The organism is Curtobacterium sp. MCBD17_035 (genome assembly GCF_003234815.2).
Lineage (GTDB): Bacteria > Actinomycetota > Actinomycetes > Actinomycetales > Microbacteriaceae > Curtobacterium.
In genome coordinates this window covers 2,413,319-2,429,490 of sequence record NZ_CP126279.1, presented here as the reverse complement: position 1 = coordinate 2,429,490, position 16,172 = coordinate 2,413,319, and the positions used below count along the sequence as shown (strand labels likewise).

Genomic DNA, 16,172 nt, shown 5'->3' with positions numbered 1-16,172 from the left:
GGCCCCCGCACCGTGCGCAGCATCGAGCTCGTCTTCGACGACGCCACCGACGGCGCCCTCCGTGCCGGATGGCGGGCCCTGGTCGACGCGGGGCTCCCGAGCCTCGCGCTCCACGACAGCCCGTCGAACCGGCCGCACGTGACCCTGGTGGCCGGGCCGACGCTGGAACCGGTGCCGTCCCTCCCGGCCGTTGCCGCCACCCACCCTGCCGAGGTGCGGTTCGGCGGCCTCACCCTGTTCCCGGCCGCCCGCGGGCGGTTCGTGCTCGTGCGCGCCGTCGTCGTGTCCGAGGCACTCGGCGCGTTCCACCGCCGCGTCCACGAGGTCGTACCCGGGGGCCTCCCGACGAGCCTGCCGGACGCCTGGTCGCCACACGTCACCATCGCGCGACGCCTGCCGCCCGAGGCGCTCCCCGCAGCGGTCTCCGCGCTCGCGGCGGTCCCCGTGCCCGAGTTCGGCGCGGTCGCCGGCGTCCGGTTCTGGGACGGGGACGAGCGGGTGGTGACGCCCCTCACCGGTGTGTGAGGCGCGGCCGCGCGACCGCGCTGCCGCGTGACCGCGTGACCGCGCGACCGCGCGACCGCGCGACCGCGTGGCCGCGTGACCGCGTGAACGCGTGTGTCGACAACGCAGGAAGAGGGCGTCTCCGGCGGGGTCGGGCCTCCGCTCCGGACCTGCGTTCCTGCGTTGTCGACGGGGCGCTCGGGGTTCGAGGCAGCTGCTGTTGCTCCGGTCCGTTCCGTCCGCCCACCCCGTCCGGCCGTCCCGTCCGTTGGCTTCTCCCGTTCGCTCCGCTGCCACGTGGACAACGCAGGAAGACCGCGTTCACTCGGGGGTCGGGTCCCTGCAGCGGCACCATTTTCCTGAGTCGTCGACGGGCCGCTGCCGCCCCGAGGCGGGTGCCGTTCCTCCGGGTCGTTTCCACCGTTCGCTGTGGCCGCTCGCTGCGATCGTGCGCTGCGCACGGTTCGCTCCGCTGTCGTGTCGAGAACGCAGGACGACAGCGTCGCTGGTGGGGCGAGGGCTCTGCTCCGGGCTTGGGTTCCTGCGTTGTCGACGGGTCGCTGCGGCCCTGAGGCGGGTGCCGTTCCTCCTGGGCGCTTCCATCGTCCGCTGCGATCGTGCGCTGCGCCCGTGCGCTGCGCACGGTTCGCTCCGCTGTCGTGTCGAGAACGCAGGAAGACGGCGTCGCCGTTGAGGGGCGCTTCGCCATTCGCGCCGATTTCCTGATTCATCGACGGTCGGGATGGGATGGGATGGGATGGGACGGGACGGGACGGGACGGGACGGGACTGGGCAGGGTGGGAGGCGCGGCGCCTCCGGACGGGAGGCGCGGTGCCGGCAGGGCGGGAGGCGCGGCACGGGCGGCGCGACCGGACCGGAGGCGCGGCGCGACCGGACCGGAGGCGCGGCGCGACCGGAGGTGCGGCGGGCGCGACCGGACAGGAGGCGCGGCGCCGATGAGCGGCACGTGACGCCGCGACGACGGTTGCGGCCCGGCCACCGAGGCCGGGCCGGGAGGCGCCTCAGACCCCGAGGACGCGCTCGCCGAACGCGGACGCGAACCGCCGTTCCGGGTCCATCCGGGCGACGAGGGACCGGAACGCGGGGAGCCGTGGGTAGAGCGCCGCGATGGCATCCGATCCGAGGGACGACATCTTGCCCCAGTGGGGCCGTGCTTCGAACGGGACGAGCGCGGCCTCGATGTCCGGCAGCAGCGCGGCGACCTCGTCGACGTGACGGCGCCAGGTGAACGCGATGCACAGCGTCGCGGATCCCTGACCGGGGCTGAGCCACAGGTCGTCAGGAGCGGTGGTCCGGAGCTCCGCGACGTGGAGGTGTGGGCGGATGCGGTCGCCGAGCGCGTGGACGGCGTCGAGTGCCTCGGCGGCCCGGTCGAGCGGCACGAAGTGCTCACTCTGGATCTCGGACCCGACCGACGGCACCGTGCCCACGGTGAAGTGGGGGAGGCGGTCCCACCATGGTCCGGGTGTCCCGTCGCGGGCCGTGCGGTGGTCGTCACCCGGTAGCGGCGGCAGGCGATGTGCGCCGACGATGGCCTCGGGCACGGCGACGTCGTCGGCGCCGTCGGGGATCCGCGTCTTCACGAGGACCTCGCGCACCGTGCCGTCCCAGTTCGTGAAGCAGCACACGCTCGTCCCGGCGGCGAAGACCTCGCGCACGGACCCGAGGAACGCCGTCCAGGGGATCGCGCCGTATGCGTCCTGGCGCATCCGGTAGGTGGGCTCGACGTCCAGTGTGATCCGGGTGACGACCCCGAGGAGGCCCAGGTGGAGCACCGCGCCCGCGTGCTCCGGGTCGCCTCGGACGATCCGGTGCAGGGTCCCGTCCCAGCCGACGAACTCGAGACCGGCGACCGCTGACGACAACGACCCCAGGCGGGTGCCGGAGCCGTGCGTTCCGGTGGCGGTGGCGCCTCCGACCGAGATGTGCGGCAGCGAGCCCAGGTTGTGGAGCGCGAGACCCGCGGCGTCGAGCGCGGGAGCGACGTCGCCGTACCGCGTGCCGGCGCCGAGCGTCACCGTCCGGCGGTCCGGCGCGATCTCCAGGTCGGCGGGGATCGCCGTGACGTCCACGAGCACGCCCGGTCCGTCGGCGACGTCGTTGAACGAGTGACGGGTGCCGATGCCGCGCACCCGTCCGGCTCCCGACACGAGTTCCTGCACGGCCTCGATCGAGGTGGGGCGTTCGATGCGCTCGGCGGTGTACGTGTAAGTGCCCGCCCAGTTCAGCTCGCTCGTCATCGCGCCCATGGGGGTCACCCTCTCATGCGACGGGGAGGCGTCGGTGCTTCCGACCCGTCGGTCAGACGGACAGACGGGTCGTGTCGGTCGCGTCTCGGTCGCAGCGCAGCGCAGCGCGTGGGTCGGTCAGTCGGTCCGTCGGTCGCACCGAGGGTCAGTGCGTGGCCGACGGCACGAGGCCCGGCGCGAGCTCCGGCTTGCGGACCATCGCGGAGGCGGCGATGCCGAACAGCGAGATGATCGCGCCGACGAGGAACGCCGTCCGGACGCCGGCTGCGGTCGCATCGACCGAGACCGCCGAACTCGCGCCCCCACCCGCGGCAGCGGTGCCGATCGCCATGAGGGTGACGAAGAGGGCAGTCCCCGCAGCCCCCGCCAGCTGCTGAGCCGTTCCGAGCAGCGCCGACCCGTGCGAGTACAGGTCGGGCGTGAGTCCACCGAGTCCCGCGGTGAACAACGGCGTGAAGGTGAGCGCGAGCCCGATGCTGAGGAGCACGTGCGCCGCGAGCACGAACCACACGCTCGTCGTCGGGCTGAGCATCGTGAACATCCACAGCACGACGCTCACGAGGACTGCGCCCGGCACCGCGAGCACCTGCGCGCCGTGCTGGTCGTACAGCCGCCCGACCACCGGCGAGAGCAGACCCATGACGAGCCCGCCAGGCAGGAGCAGCAGACCGACCTGCAGGACGGGCAGCCCGAGCACGGTCTCGAGGTAGATCGGCAGCAGGATCAGCGTGCCGAACATGGCGATCATCGCGATGCACATGGCGACGATCGCGATGGTGAACGTCCGCACCCGGAACGTCCGCAGGTCGAGCAGCGCGCGGTCCCGTCGCTGCAGGGACCGTTGCCGCGCGATGAACGCCACGAGTGCGACGAGTCCGACCGTGAGCGCGACGACGGGAGTCCAGATGCCCCCGCTGCCGATCGTCGCGATGCTGGACAGGCCGTACACGATCCCGCCGAAGGCGAACGCGGACACGATGACGGAACCGACGTCGAGTGGGACGCGTCGTGGCGTGGAGACGTTCCGAACCTTGAGGAGCCCGATGACCAGGGCCGCGAGCGCGATCGGGAGGACGAAACCGAACATGGACCGCCACGTGAACGACTGCAGGATGAGCCCCGAGATCGTGGGCCCGATCGCCGGCGCCACCGAGATCACGATCGAGATGTTGCCCATCACACGGCCACGGCGCTGCGGCTCGACGAGTGTCAGCACGGTCGTCATGAGCAGGGGCATCATGATCGCCGTTCCGCTCGCCTGCACGACCCGGCCGACGAGCAACACCGGGAACCCCGGCGCGAGCAGGGCGATCACGGTGCCCGCCGAGAACAGGCTCATCGCCCATGTGAACACGGGCCGCGTCGGGAACCGCTCGAGCAGGAACCCGGTGATCGGGATCACGACCGCCATGGTCAACATGAACCCGGTGGTGAGCCATTGCCCCGTCGTCGCGCTGATGTCCAGGTCCGTCATGAGCCGCGGGAGGGCCACGCCCATGATCGTCTCGTTCAGGATGACGACGAACGCGGAGACGAGCAGGAGTCCGATGACCAGGCGCGCGGTCGCCGGGGACGTCGACGACGGCCCAGCCGGCTCGGAACGAGCACTGGTGATGACGGTGGCGGCGTCGGGATCGGCCATGCACCGAGGCTAGCGGCCTCCTGTGACATCGGACAGGGTCAGCTGGACGTCCAGGGAGCCCGGGGCCAGCGCGGCGACGCTCAGCGCGCGACCGCGTCGAACGACCGCAGCCGGAACAGCCCGAGCAGCGTCCCGACGACGACCGCGGCGGCGAACACCACGCCCGTCGCGGTCAGTCCGACGGCATGGCTGAGCAGCCCCGCCGCGACGGCGGGGACGGCGATCGCCAGGTACGCCACCACGAAGTACGTGGTCGTCGTCGCGGTGCGGTCCGCTGCCGCCGTGGCGCCTGTGACGGTCCGGAGGCCCGCCATGAACAGGAGGCCCTGCCCGGCCCCGGCGAGCACTGCGGACGCGATGAGGGTGGGCAGCGACGCGGCGAGCAGAGCGACGACGAGCACCGCCATGCCGACGACGAGGCCGACGGTCCCGACGAGGACGAGTGCCCGGTTCGAGAGGGGACGGAGCGACACCTGCGCCGCCGCGGAGGCGCCGAACAGCAGGAACGTCACGGTCCCGACGACCGCGGGCGAGTGCACCCCGATGACCGTGCCGACGAAGTTCGGCGCGATCGACGAGAACAGCCCGCACACCGCGAACCCCGTGACCGCCCCGATGGCGGCCGCGCCGAAGACCGACCGGGTCTCCGACGGGACGCGCGGCGGTTGCAGCCGGAACGGCGTCCGCTCACCGGCGGTCTCGCGCATCGTGAGCAGGGCGAACCCCGCGATGACGAGCAGTCCGGCGTGCACCACGTACGGCGCGCGGAGGGGCCACGGGGTGACGGTCGCGACCACGCCCGCCATGAGCATGCCGAGTCCGAGCCCGCCGATGTTCCCCGCGGTGGCGAGCGCTCCGGCGAGCTTCTCGCGGCCCCGGGGGGCGGCCTCGAGCACCGCGACCGTGGCGGTGGACGTGAAGATGCCCGCGGAGAACCCCGAGAGCACGCGCCCCGCGTACAGGAGCCACTCGGGGGTGCCGACCGTGAACAGCCCCGCCGAGAGCAGGGACAGCACGATGCCGACGAGGAGCGCCGGTCGTCGGCCGATCGTGTCCGACAGGCGGCCGACGAGCACGAGCGCGAGGATCACGCCACCGGCGTAGACCGCGAACAGCACGGTCGTCGCGGCGCTGCCGAACCCGAAGTGCGCCTCGTAGGTCGGGTACAGCGGCGTCGGGATGGTCGTCCCCATCATGACGGCGGTGAAGACGTAGACGGCGGCGACGAGTCCGGGCACCCGTCCGACCGTACTCGGCGGCGTCAGTGCAGGATGTCGAACGACCCGCCGTTGGCGTGGGGCACGACCGAGCGCACCGCGACGTCGGTGACGGTGGCCGACGGCGGCCCGACGTGGAGGAGCTCCATGAGCGTGTCGACCGCGGTCTCCGGTCCCTCGGCCTCCACCTCGACCGTCCCGTCGAACAGGTTGCGTGCGTACCCGGCGAGCTCGAGCCCGTCCGCCTTCCGTGCGGTCCAGTAGCGGAATCCGACCCCCTGGACCGATCCGGACACGACGGCGTGCATCCTCGTGATCGGTGTCATGCCGCCCACTGTAGGAGCGGCGCGTTCCATGGCCGTCACGGCCCGTCCTCGTCGCGGTGACGATCCGGCCGCACCTCTACCGATTCGCGTCGGCGGAGGGATGGGGTCATACTGACCTCATCAGTTCGGGTCACTCCGACCAGAACCCGATGGACCAGGATCGTGATGACCACACCGGACCACGGCATCCGCGTCGCCGTGTCGACGGTCATCGTGGCGCTCCGACGGCACCCTGAGACGGGCGAACTCGCGCTGGCGATGCCCCTGGTCCGCCGCGTGACCGAGCCGTTCGAGGGGTCCTGGGCGCTGCCCGGTGGATGGGTCGGCGTCGACGAGGGCCTCGAGGAGTCCGCGGCCACCCGGCTGTTCGAGACCACCCGCGTGCAGCCCCGGTACCTCGAGCAGCTGTACGCCTTCGGCGACGTCGACCGATCGCCGGACCGGGTGGTCTCGATCGTCTACTGGGCGCTCGTCCGCGGCGACGAGACGCCCGGTGTGCCCGACGACTGGAACGTCCGCTGGTTCTTCGCCGAGCACCTGCCACGACTCGCCTTCGACCACGACCGCATCGTCGACTACGCGCTGTGGCGCCTGCGGAACAAGGTCGGCTACTCGCGGATCGCCCAGGCGTTCCTCGGCGACCGCTTCACGCTCGCCGAGCTCCGCAGCGTCCACGAGGCGATCCTCGGCCGCCGCCTGGACCCGGCGAACTTCCGCCGGCAGGTGGCCCAGTCGGACGCGATCGTCGCGACCGACGAGGTGTCGTCGGGAGGCCGTCACCGGCCGGCGCGCCTGTACCGCTCCAACCCCCTCCTCGCCTTCGCCGACAACGGGCCCCTCGGATCCGACCGGCCCCCAGCACCACCGACGGGAACCTGATGTCCATCGCAACCACCATCGACCTCATCTCGAACGGTCGCGCGGCCGGCAGCACCTGCACGCCCGACCTCGCCGCTCCGACCTGGACCTTCGATGCCCGGCCCGGCTACGGTCCCGGGTCCTCGATGTCCGACCTCATCCCCACCCGGGCGCCGCGCCAGGGCGTGATCCCGGGGGAGTACCGGACCGCGCCGGAGGCCGAGCTGCACGCCCGGATCGAGGCCGCCAAGGCCACCCTCGGCGATCGGGTCGTCGTGCTCGGGCACTTCTACCAGCGCGACGAGGTCGTGCGACACGCGGACTTCCTCGGCGACTCCTTCCAGCTCGCGAACGCCGCGCTCACCCGTCCCGACGCCGAGGCGATCGTGTTCTGCGGCGTCCACTTCATGGCCGAGACCGCGGACGTCCTCGCCCGCCCCGAGCAGCACGTCATCCTGCCGAACCTCGCCGCCGGGTGCTCGATGGCGGACATGGCCGACATCGACAGCGTCGAGGCGGCCTGGGAGCAGCTCGAACTCCTGTACGGCACCGAGCCCGACGCCGACGGCCGCGTGCCGGTGATCCCGGTCACCTACATGAACTCGGCGGCGGACCTCAAGGCGTTCTGCGGTCGTCACGGCGGCATCGTCTGCACGTCCTCGAACGCCGCGACCGTCCTCGAGTGGGCGTTCGAGCGCGGCCAGCGCGTCCTGTTCTTCCCGGACCAGCACCTCGGGCGGAACACCGCGAAGGCGATGGGGATCAGCACCGACCGCATGCCGATGTGGAACCCCCGGAAGCCGCTCGGCGGCAACGACGCCGCAACGCTCCAGGCGGCCCAGGTCGTCCTGTGGCACGGGTTCTGTTCCGTGCACCGCCGGTTCACCGTCGAGCAGATCGAGCAGGCGCGCGCCGCCGATCCCGACGTCGTCGTGGTCGTGCACCCCGAGTGCCCGATGGAGGTCGTCGACGCCGCGGACGTCGCCGGCAGCACCGACCTCATCCGCAAGGTCGTCGCCGCGGCCGAGGAGCCCACGACCTTCGCGATCGGCACCGAGATCAACATGGTGAACCGGCTGGCGGCCGAGTTCCCGCAGCACGACATCTCCTGCCTCGACCCCGTGGTGTGCCCGTGCTCGACGATGTACCGGATCCACCCGGGCTACCTCGCATGGGTGCTCGAGGCGCTGGTCCGCGGCGAGGTCCTCAACGAGGTCCGGGTCCCGGACGACATCGCGGCCGACGCGCGGGTCGCGCTCGAGCGCATGCTCGCCGCACGCCCCCGCCCCCTCGCGCCCACTCGCCCCCTCGCCCCCGCCCGTCCCCTCGACGCAGGCCGGGAGGCCTGATGCACGTCGTCGTCGTCGGCTCCGGCATCGCGGGCCTCACCACCGCCGTCCGTGCCAGCGGACGACACGACGTCACCCTCGTGACGAAGGGCGCCCTCACCGACGCGGCGACCACGTACGCACAGGGCGGCATCGCGGTCGCGTTCGGCGCGGACGACTCGGTCGGCGCCCACGTCGCGGACACCGTCGCCGCCGGTGCGGGAGCCGGGGACCAGCACGCGATCGAGGTCCTCTGCGCCGACGGACCGGCTCGCGTCCGGGACCTCCTCGCGATCGGCATCGCGTTCGACCGGACCCGCGACCCGGCGAGCCAGGAGGTGCACGGCGACGACCTGACGCGCGGTGTCGAGGCCGCCCACGGCCGCCGTCGCATCCTGCACGCGGACGGCGACGCGACCGGCGCGGCGATCGAACGAGCGCTCGTCCGCGCGCTGCTCGACCGCCACGTCACGATCCTCGAGCGGACGTTCCTCGTCGACCTGGTCGTGCACGAGGGCGCCGTCCGCGGCGTGGACGTCCTCGACCTCCTCGGCGAACCGCTGCGCATCGCCGCCGACGCGGTCGTCCTCGCGACGGGTGGGGCCGGGCACCTCTACCGACACACCACGAACCCGCTCGTGGCGACGGGGGACGGCGTGGCGGCCGCGTGGCGGGCCGGTGCCGTCCTCGCGGACCTCGAGTTCGTGCAGTTCCACCCGACCCGGCTCGCGGTCCCCGGCGGCGGCCTCGTCTCCGAGGCAGTGCGCGGGGAGGGCGCGGTCCTCCGCGACCAGGCGGGGCGCCGCTTCATGACGGCCGTGCACCCCGACGCGGAGCTCGCACCCCGTGACGTCGTCGCTCGCGGCATCGCGGCCGCGATGCGCGCGCAGGGCGGGGATCCCGTGATGCTCGACGCCACCGCGCTCGGTGCCACGCTCCCGATCCGGTTCCCGGGGCTGACCCGGGCCACGCGCGCGGCGGGGTTCGACTGGACGCGCGAACCCGTGCCCGTCGCGCCGGCGGCGCACTACGCGATGGGCGGGATCGCGACCGACGTCGAGGGCCGGGCGAGCCTCCCGGGCCTGTCCGCGGTCGGTGAGGCGGCCTGCACCGGCGTCCACGGCGCGAACCGCCTGGCGTCGAACTCCCTGCTCGAGGGGCTCGTCTTCGGCGTGCGCGCCGCCGACGCCCTCGACGTCCCGCGGCCGGCACGGCCGCGCCTGCGGGGTCCGCACGCACTCGCGGTCACGTCCGTGGCGGACCCGGACCGGGCCTCCCGGCCGGGAGGCCCGGCACCGGTCGACGAGGCCCGCGTGCGTCCGGCGCTCCAAGCCGTCATGGAGGACCGGGTCGGGTTGCTCCGCGACGCCGACGGACTGGCCGACGCCGCGCGGGACCTCGCGGCGCTCGAGGTCGCCGCCCCGACGCCGAGCGTCGGCGCCCTCGAGGACCGCAACCTCCTGACCCTCGCCCGCCTCGTCGCCCACGCGGCGGCGGCCCGCACCGAGTCCCGCGGCGCCCACGCCCGCACCGACCACCCCGGCACCGATCCCGCGCAGGCGCGGCCCCTCGCCTGGGTGTCGACGACGCAGGGGACCGTGTCCCGCACGGTCCCCACCACCGCATCACGACAGGGAGTTCCTGCATGACCGACATCACGACCGGTGCCACTGCCGCCGCGCCCACGACCCCCACCGCCGTCGGGGCGATCCCGCCGCATGCGCTGCGTCGCGTCATCGAGACCGCCCTCGAGGAGGACGCCCCCTGGGGCGACGTGACGAGCGAGGCGTTCGTGCCCGCCGACGCCACGGCCACCGCCACCTTGGCCGCGCGCGAGCCGGGCGTGCTCAGCGGCGGTGGCGTGTTCGCCGCCGTCATGGCCGCGGTCGACCCCGGCATCGTCGTCACACTCGAGCGTGCGGACGGCGCCACGTTCGCGGCCGGCGACACGCTCGCGATCGTTTCCGGTGCCGCGCGGTCGGTGCTCCGCGCGGAACGCGTCGCCCTCAACCTCGTGCAGCGGATGTCCGGCATCGCCACGGTCACCGCGCGCTACGTCGCGGCGGTGGCCGACACCCGTGCTCGCATCGTCGACACCCGCAAGACGACGCCCGGCCTCCGCGCGCTGGAGCGACACGCGGTCCGCTGCGGGGGCGGACACAACCACCGGACGTCGCTGTCCGACGCGGTGCTCGCCAAGGACAACCACCTGGCGGTGCTCGCAGCCCGGGGCGTCCCGATCGAGGAGGCCATCCGCGCAGCGCGGGAGCGGCTCGGGCACACCGTCCACCTCGCGGTCGAGGTCGACCGCATCGACCAGATCGAACCCGTGGTCGGCGCCGGCGTCGACACGATCATGCTCGACAACTTCACGCCGGACATGCTCCGTGCGGGCGTGGCGCTCGTCGGCGGTCGCGCCCTCGTCGAGGCGTCGGGTGGCGTGACGCTCGAGTCCGTCGCGGCCATCGCGGCGACCGGCGTGGACATCGTGTCCGTCGGAGCGCTCACGCACTCGGCCCGGGCGCTCGACCTCGGGCTCGACGTCGTCGTCGAGCCCGACGTCGCCACGGCCCCGCGCGATCGGTAGGACGGCCGTGTACCTCGACCACGCCGCGACCGCGCCCGTCCGCCGCGAGGTCCTCGAGGCGATGTGGCCCTGGCTCACGGGCGACTTCGGCAACCCCTCGTCCACCCACGAGGTCGGTGCCCGGGCCGCGCAGGGCCTCGCCGCGGCGCGGGCGGTGGTCGCCGGCGCGCTCGGCTGCCGACCCGCCGAGGTCGTGTTCACGAGCGGCGGTACCGAGTCCGACAACACCGCGGTCAAGGGCATCGCGCTCGCCGCGCCGCGCGGTCGCCGGGTGCTCACCCTCCCGACCGAGCACGACGCCGTCCTCGCGAGCTGCGACCACCTGGTACGGCACCACGGCTTCACCGTCGACCTCCTGCCGGTGGGGTCGGACGGGAGGCTCGACCCGGCCGACCTGGCCGCCGCGCTCACGCCGGACACCACGCTGGTCAGCGTCGCGCACGCGAACAACGAGATCGGCACGGTGCAGGACATCCCGGCGCTCGCCGCGGTCGCGCACGCCGTCGGCGTACCCCTGCACAGCGATGCCGTGCAGTCCGCCCCGTGGCTGCCCGTCGGGCTCGACGTGCTCGGCGCGGACGCGGTCAGCGTGTCCGGACACAAGCTCGGCACCCCGAAGGGGATCGGCGCGCTCGCGGTGCGTCGGGGGATCCCGATCGAGCCGCTCCTGCACGGCGGTGGGCAGGAACGTGGCGTCCGCTCGGGCACCGAGGACGTCGCCGGTGCCGTCGGTCTGGCCCGGGCGTTCGAACTCGCGCTCGAGCGACGTGCGCGCGCTGCCGCGGTCGCCGAGTCGGCGCGGGACGTGCTCGTCGCGGGTGTCCTGGACCGCGTACCGGACGCGGTGCTGACCGGGTCGCGCGAGCACCGCCTCCCGGGCCACGCGTCGTTCTGCCTGCCGGGCACGAACGGCGAGACGGTGCTGCTCGAGCTGGAGCAGCAGGGGATCCTGGCGTCGGCGGGCAGCGCGTGCGCGGCCGGCAGCACGGAGACGTCGCACGTGCTCGCGGCGCTCGGGCTGCCGGAGGAGGTCGCTCGCACCGCCGTGCGGTTCACGTTCGACGACCACCTCGGGCCGGATGGCGCGGCCGCCGTGGTGGACGCGATCGCGGCAGCCGTCCACACGGTCCGCGCCCTCGCCGTCTGACCCGGAGGGGTGTACTAGACGGTCTACTCCATCTCGGGGGGCGTGTCCCCCCTTCCGCGGACAGCCCGGGGTCCGCACAATGGAGGACATGACGGACACGAGCGAGCAGCGACTGGCGAGTCCGGCGCTGCGCCCCGCGACCCGGACCTCCCGGTTCCACGCGGTGCAGCTCCTGCCGGCCCCCGCGACGATCCTCGCGCTCGGCTTCGGTGCGGCGCACGGGCTGACACTCGTGCCGCTCGCGGTCGTCGCGGTCGCCGGGATCCTGGCGACGGTCGGCAGCGCCGTCCTCCCGATGTCCGCCGAACCGGCCCGCCACCCCCTCGGAGGCGATCGCCGCACTTCCTGACACCTCGGACCCGCGCCGGTGACCACCCCCTGATCGGTCATCGACGCGTTCCGCCGGACGCACCCTGAGCGCCCGGCGGGGAGCACGGCCCACGTGGTCGCGCTCAGGCAGCCGGCTCCGCCACGGCGTCGTCGTACGAACCCCTGACCCTACGACGACACCCCCCTGAACCGTGGCGGGGCCGGCTCTGCCGTTCCCGGGCGTCGGACCGCGCGTACTCCGCCCGCGGAGCGGCGTCAGTCGAGGTCGGCCTCGGGCGTGTGCGCCGCCTCCGCGCGGACCGTCTCGCCCGGCCACGTGTACGGCAGGTCGTCCGGCACGTCCGGGAACCGCTCCCGGTAGAACTCCGGCGCCTTCTGCACGAGCTTCGAGCGGTGCGATCGGTGTACGGCCTCGTCCCCGAACCACGGCGGCATGGTCACGTCGCCGTGCTCGTACGCCTCGAGGTCCTCCTCGACCCGGCCGAGGTCGATCAGCGTCTTGCCGAGGCACGTGTCGGCGTAGCCCCGTTCGAGCCAGACCGTGCACGTCGCGTCCTGGTAGGCCATGAGCGCTGGTCGGAAGCCCCGCCACATCGCGACCACCGGGTGGTGCTGCCAGCCGTACCCGGGCAACGTCAACGCTCGCATCACCTGCAGGGTCTCGACGCGCTGCTTCCCGAGGCGCTTGTCGTCGAGCGACTCCGCCGAGGCACGGAAGTCCGGATAGGGCAGGAAGGTCTGCATGCCGCGGTCGTGCCTCCCGGTCGTGGGTGCGGTCCGGGGCGCGCCGAACCGCGACCGACGCTACGCGCGAGCGGTCGGTGGGGACCGGGAGTGGGGCCGGACCGCCTGTCGCGATCGGGCTGGCGGCGGTCCGATCCGGCGCCGTGCCGGTCACCGTTCCTCGACACATGTCGTCACATCGCGGCTCGTCCATGGCCGGGCGTGTGAGCATCGGCGCATGACGAGCAGCAGCCCCCGGATCGTCGGCGTGAGCGGGAGTCCCTCGGACCCGTCCCGGACGTCGACGCTCGTGCGCGCGACCGTGGACCGGTTCGCCGCCGAGTTCGAGGACGCCCGCACCACGGTCGTCGAGATCGGACCCGTGCTCGCCGACCTCGGCGCCGCGCCCACCCGCGACAGCATGGCAGCGGCGACACGAGCTGCGTTGGAGGCGGTCGAGACCGCCGACGTCCTCGTCGTCGGGAGCCCGGCCTTCCGAGCGGCGTACTCGGGAGCGTTCAAACTGTTCTTCGACTGGGTCGGGCAGTACGAGCTCGTCGACACCCCGGTGCTGCTCACGGCCACCGGCGGCAGCGATCGGCACGCGCTGCTCGTGGAGCACCAGATGCGGCCGTTGTTCGGGTTCTTCCAGTCGACGACGCTGCCGATCGGGGTGTTCGGGAACGAGCGGGACTTCGTCAAGCACGAGGGGTCGTACGAGCTGCGCAGCGTCGAGCTCGAGTTGCGCATCGACCAGGCCGTGCAGCGGGCGCTCCCGATCGTCCGCAGCGGGCGCCTCGGTGCGCTCGCCGGAGCGGACGTGCGGCGGCCCGCCGAGTTCTGACGCGCCGCGTTCCGCTGGGCGGCGTTCTGCTGCGCAGCCTTCCGACGCGTCGCGTCGACCCAGCCCATCGGGCCCGCTGGCGGCGGCGCGGTCGCTGCCGGCCGCGGCCACCGGGCCCGGTGTGTCGGCAATTCAGGACGGGAGGTGCGGTGCGGGCGGGTGCGGTGCCTCCCGGCGGCGGGTTCCTGCGTTGTCGACGTGGGTCGGTCCTGCGGCTGGTGCGGTCGGTGATTCAGGAACGGGAGGTGCGGTGCGGGCGGGTGCGGTCCCTCCCGACGGCGGTTTCCTGCGTTGTCGACGTGGGCCGGTCCTGCGGCTGGTGTGTCGGTGATTCAGGAACGGGAGGTGCGGTGCGGGCGGGTGCGGTCCCTCCCGACGGCGGTTTCCTGCGTTGTCGACGGGCCTGCGGGTGACCTCCCTCGAGGCATGGGGTGACGTCGGTGGTGGAACGGGGGTCCCGAAGCGGCGCCAGGACGGTTGGCGAGCCTATGGTCCGGTCGTCGGGTCGGTCGCGGCCCGCAGGAGGGACTCCACGGTGGGACAGGGCAGCACGGACGACGACGGCACCGGACGGGAGGCGGTGGTTGCGCCGTCCTCGTTACCGCGGCGGGCGGTGGTCGTGGCGGCTGCGTGGACCGTCCCTGCGCTCGGCGTGGTGGTGGCGACCCCGGCGGCTGCCGCGAGTGCGGAAGCGACTGCGACCCTCGCCTTCACCGGCGCATCGGTGCGCCCCGCGGGCGACGCGCTGTCCGACGCGATGTTGACGGTGCTCTCCGGGAGCGGAACCCCGTCGCCAGGGGAGACCGTCGTCTTCAGCGTGTCCGGACCGGCGTTCTTCGGCACGCCGGGGACCACCACCGCGACGGCGGTGACGGACGCGGCGGGACAGGCCACCGCGACCGGCCTCGTCGCATCGCTCGACCCCGGGGTCATCGTGCTCACCGCGTCGGTCGCGGGACTGCCGCCCGCGGTGGCGCAGGTGACGACCACGCCGGTTCTGGACCTCGCGGTGACCGACGTGGGGAACGCTGCCGGGAGCGGCTGGCAGCCGTTCGTCGAACGGCCGCTCGAGTACCTGGACGAGCACCAGCAGTGGCTCTGGCAGAGCGGGAGGACGTACTCCGTGACGACGGCCTTCAGCAACGCGGGACCGGACGCCCCTGCCGGCGCGGTCGTCCGGGTGGTCGTGCCGGACGTGCTGCCCGCCGGTGGCGCCTTGGTCTCCGCGGCTCGCATCGTCGCCTTCAGCGCGACGGCCACCGCGCTGGGGATGAGCGCCGCGACCGTCACCCCACGTCCCGTGGCCCCGGAGGAGGGATTCGCGGAGGACTTCGTCGTGGCCGTCCCGATCCCCGCCGGGGCCGCGTTCGGGTTCACCGTCGCCCTCGACGTCCGGCCGGTCGGTGTCGAGCGGTTCGCGTACAACAGCGTCGTGGTGTCGATCGCGACCGGCGTCTCCGACGACGCCGACCGCGACACGGCCGACGACACGATGACGAGCGCCCCGTTCGCCATGGACCCCGCGACGTAGGTCGGCGGCCGATCGCGGACGGCCGACGGCCGGGAGGCGCGGTGCGGCCGCGCCCCGCCCCTCCTGGCTGCGGGTTCCTGCGGTGTCGACCGCCCGCGCGCGCGTCCCGCCGCGACTCGGGGGCGACAACTCAGGACGGGAGGCGCGGTACGGCCGCGCACCGTCCCTCCTGGCTGCGGGTCCTGCGGTGTCGACGCGAGTCGGTCCTGCCGCCTGCCGCCTGCCGCGGCTCCGATGAGAACGCAGGACGGGAGGCGCGGTGCGGGCTCGCGCCCGTCCCTCCCGGCGGCGGTTTCCTGCGTTGTCGACCGGCAGCGCGGGCGGTGCCGAGCGCGGTCAGCCGAGCAGCGTCGCCAGGTGGAGCACGGCCAGCCGGTAGCCGTCGGCCCCGGCGCCCTCGATGACGGCGGTGGCCGCGGTCGCGACGTGGTCGACGTGGCGGAACGGCTCGCGCTTGAAGACGTTCGACAGGTGGACCTCGATGACGGGCACCGTCAGGGCCTCGACCGCGTCGTGCAGCGCGACCGACGTGTGGGCGTAGGCAGCGGGGTTGATGACGACGCCGGCGTGGTCGTCGAGCGCCTCGTGGAGCCACGTGACGAGCTCGCCCTCGTGGTTGCTCTGTCGGAAGGCGACCTCGAGTCCGAGCGGCTCCGCGGTCGTCCGCACCAGGTCCTCGAGCTCCTGCAGCGTGACCGTGCCGTACTGCGCGGGATCACGGCGTCCCAGGATGTCGAGGTTCGGACCGTTGAGGACCAGGATGCGGGGCGCGGGCATCCTCCGAGGATAACGACCGAGCCCATCCTGTGCGCCTCACCGGATGTGAACGGTCACACGCATCGAAACCGAGAGTCGGCGGAGAAGT

The 16,172-nt window shown here is 73.5% G+C and carries 15 protein-coding genes; 9 read left to right on the top strand and 6 right to left on the bottom strand.

Annotated features, from left to right (window positions below; genetic code table 11):
- Nucleotides 1-12 precede the first annotated feature (12 nt).
- Complete coding sequence (locus tag DEI93_RS11480; protein WP_111120701.1) at nt 13-525, top strand: 2'-5' RNA ligase family protein; 513 nt, start codon at nt 13-15, stop codon at nt 523-525.
- Nucleotides 526-1,526: 1,001 nt separating this feature from the next.
- Here the strand turns inward: DEI93_RS11480 and DEI93_RS11475 are convergent.
- From DEI93_RS11475 to DEI93_RS11460, 4 genes are all read right to left on the bottom strand, one after another.
- Nucleotides 1,527-2,774, bottom strand: coding sequence for an FAD-binding protein (locus DEI93_RS11475; RefSeq protein ID WP_111120715.1), 1,248 nt, complete (start codon nt 2,772-2,774; stop codon nt 1,527-1,529).
- Nucleotides 2,775-2,919: 145 nt separating this feature from the next.
- Nucleotides 2,920-4,416, bottom strand: coding sequence for a DHA2 family efflux MFS transporter permease subunit (locus tag DEI93_RS11470; protein WP_111120716.1), 1,497 nt, complete (start codon nt 4,414-4,416; stop codon nt 2,920-2,922).
- Nucleotides 4,417-4,496: 80 nt separating this feature from the next.
- Entirely contained in the window at nt 4,497-5,654 is a 1,158-nt protein-coding gene (locus tag DEI93_RS11465) for an MFS transporter (protein ID WP_220037918.1), read from the bottom strand.
- 23 nt (nt 5,655-5,677) lie between these two features.
- Nucleotides 5,678-5,959 (bottom strand): acylphosphatase, encoded by a 282-nt coding sequence (locus DEI93_RS11460; RefSeq protein ID WP_258370229.1) that lies wholly within the window; start codon nt 5,957-5,959, stop codon nt 5,678-5,680.
- A 165-nt stretch (nt 5,960-6,124) separates the two neighbouring features.
- Between DEI93_RS11460 and DEI93_RS11455 the strand changes: the two genes are divergently transcribed.
- The 6 genes from DEI93_RS11455 (at nt 6,125) to DEI93_RS11430 (ending at nt 12,228) form a co-directional block, all read left to right on the top strand.
- On the top strand, nt 6,125-6,838 hold the full coding sequence (locus DEI93_RS11455; protein WP_111120718.1) for an NUDIX hydrolase: 714 nt from the start codon (nt 6,125-6,127) through the stop codon (nt 6,836-6,838).
- The gene (gene nadA, locus DEI93_RS11450) at nt 6,838-8,166 is read left to right on the top strand and encodes a quinolinate synthase NadA (protein WP_284158418.1); all 1,329 of its coding nucleotides are present in this window, start codon (nt 6,838-6,840) and stop codon (nt 8,164-8,166) included. The genes DEI93_RS11455 and nadA overlap by 1 nt, the downstream gene beginning before the upstream one ends.
- Nucleotides 8,166-9,794, top strand: coding sequence for an L-aspartate oxidase (nadB, locus tag DEI93_RS11445; RefSeq protein ID WP_111119215.1), 1,629 nt, complete (start codon nt 8,166-8,168; stop codon nt 9,792-9,794). Before nadA ends, nadB begins: the two co-directional genes overlap by 1 nt.
- Nucleotides 9,791-10,732, top strand: coding sequence for a carboxylating nicotinate-nucleotide diphosphorylase (gene nadC / locus DEI93_RS11440; protein ID WP_111119216.1), 942 nt, complete (start codon nt 9,791-9,793; stop codon nt 10,730-10,732). Before nadB ends, nadC begins: the two co-directional genes overlap by 4 nt.
- A 7-nt stretch (nt 10,733-10,739) precedes the next feature.
- Nucleotides 10,740-11,879 carry a cysteine desulfurase family protein gene (locus DEI93_RS11435; protein ID WP_111119217.1) on the top strand — a complete coding sequence of 380 codons (1,140 nt, stop codon included), beginning with the start codon at nt 10,740-10,742 and terminating at the stop codon, nt 11,877-11,879.
- A gap of 88 nt (nt 11,880-11,967) precedes the next feature.
- Nucleotides 11,968-12,228 carry a hypothetical protein gene (locus DEI93_RS11430; protein WP_146244014.1) on the top strand — a complete coding sequence of 87 codons (261 nt, stop codon included), beginning with the start codon at nt 11,968-11,970 and terminating at the stop codon, nt 12,226-12,228.
- 236 nt (nt 12,229-12,464) lie between these two features.
- Here the strand turns inward: DEI93_RS11430 and DEI93_RS11425 are convergent, their stop codons facing one another.
- The gene (locus DEI93_RS11425) at nt 12,465-12,953 is read right to left on the bottom strand and encodes an MSMEG_6728 family protein (RefSeq protein WP_111013572.1); all 489 of its coding nucleotides are present in this window, start codon (nt 12,951-12,953) and stop codon (nt 12,465-12,467) included.
- 217 nt (nt 12,954-13,170) lie between these two features.
- On the opposite strand from DEI93_RS11425, the gene DEI93_RS11420 reads away from it, so the two are divergent.
- Together DEI93_RS11420 and DEI93_RS11415 are read left to right on the top strand one after the other, a co-directional pair.
- Nucleotides 13,171-13,776: an NAD(P)H-dependent oxidoreductase gene (locus tag DEI93_RS11420; protein ID WP_111027055.1), complete on the top strand. Its 606-nt coding sequence runs from the start codon at nt 13,171-13,173 to the stop codon at nt 13,774-13,776.
- Between the two features lie 535 nt (nt 13,777-14,311).
- Nucleotides 14,312-15,307 (top strand): hypothetical protein, encoded by a 996-nt coding sequence (locus tag DEI93_RS11415; protein ID WP_111119218.1) that lies wholly within the window; start codon nt 14,312-14,314, stop codon nt 15,305-15,307.
- Between the two features lie 336 nt (nt 15,308-15,643).
- Here the strand turns inward: DEI93_RS11415 and aroQ are convergent, their stop codons facing one another.
- Nucleotides 15,644-16,084, bottom strand: coding sequence for a type II 3-dehydroquinate dehydratase (gene aroQ / locus DEI93_RS11410; protein WP_111119219.1), 441 nt, complete (start codon nt 16,082-16,084; stop codon nt 15,644-15,646).
- Nucleotides 16,085-16,172 lie beyond the last annotated feature (88 nt).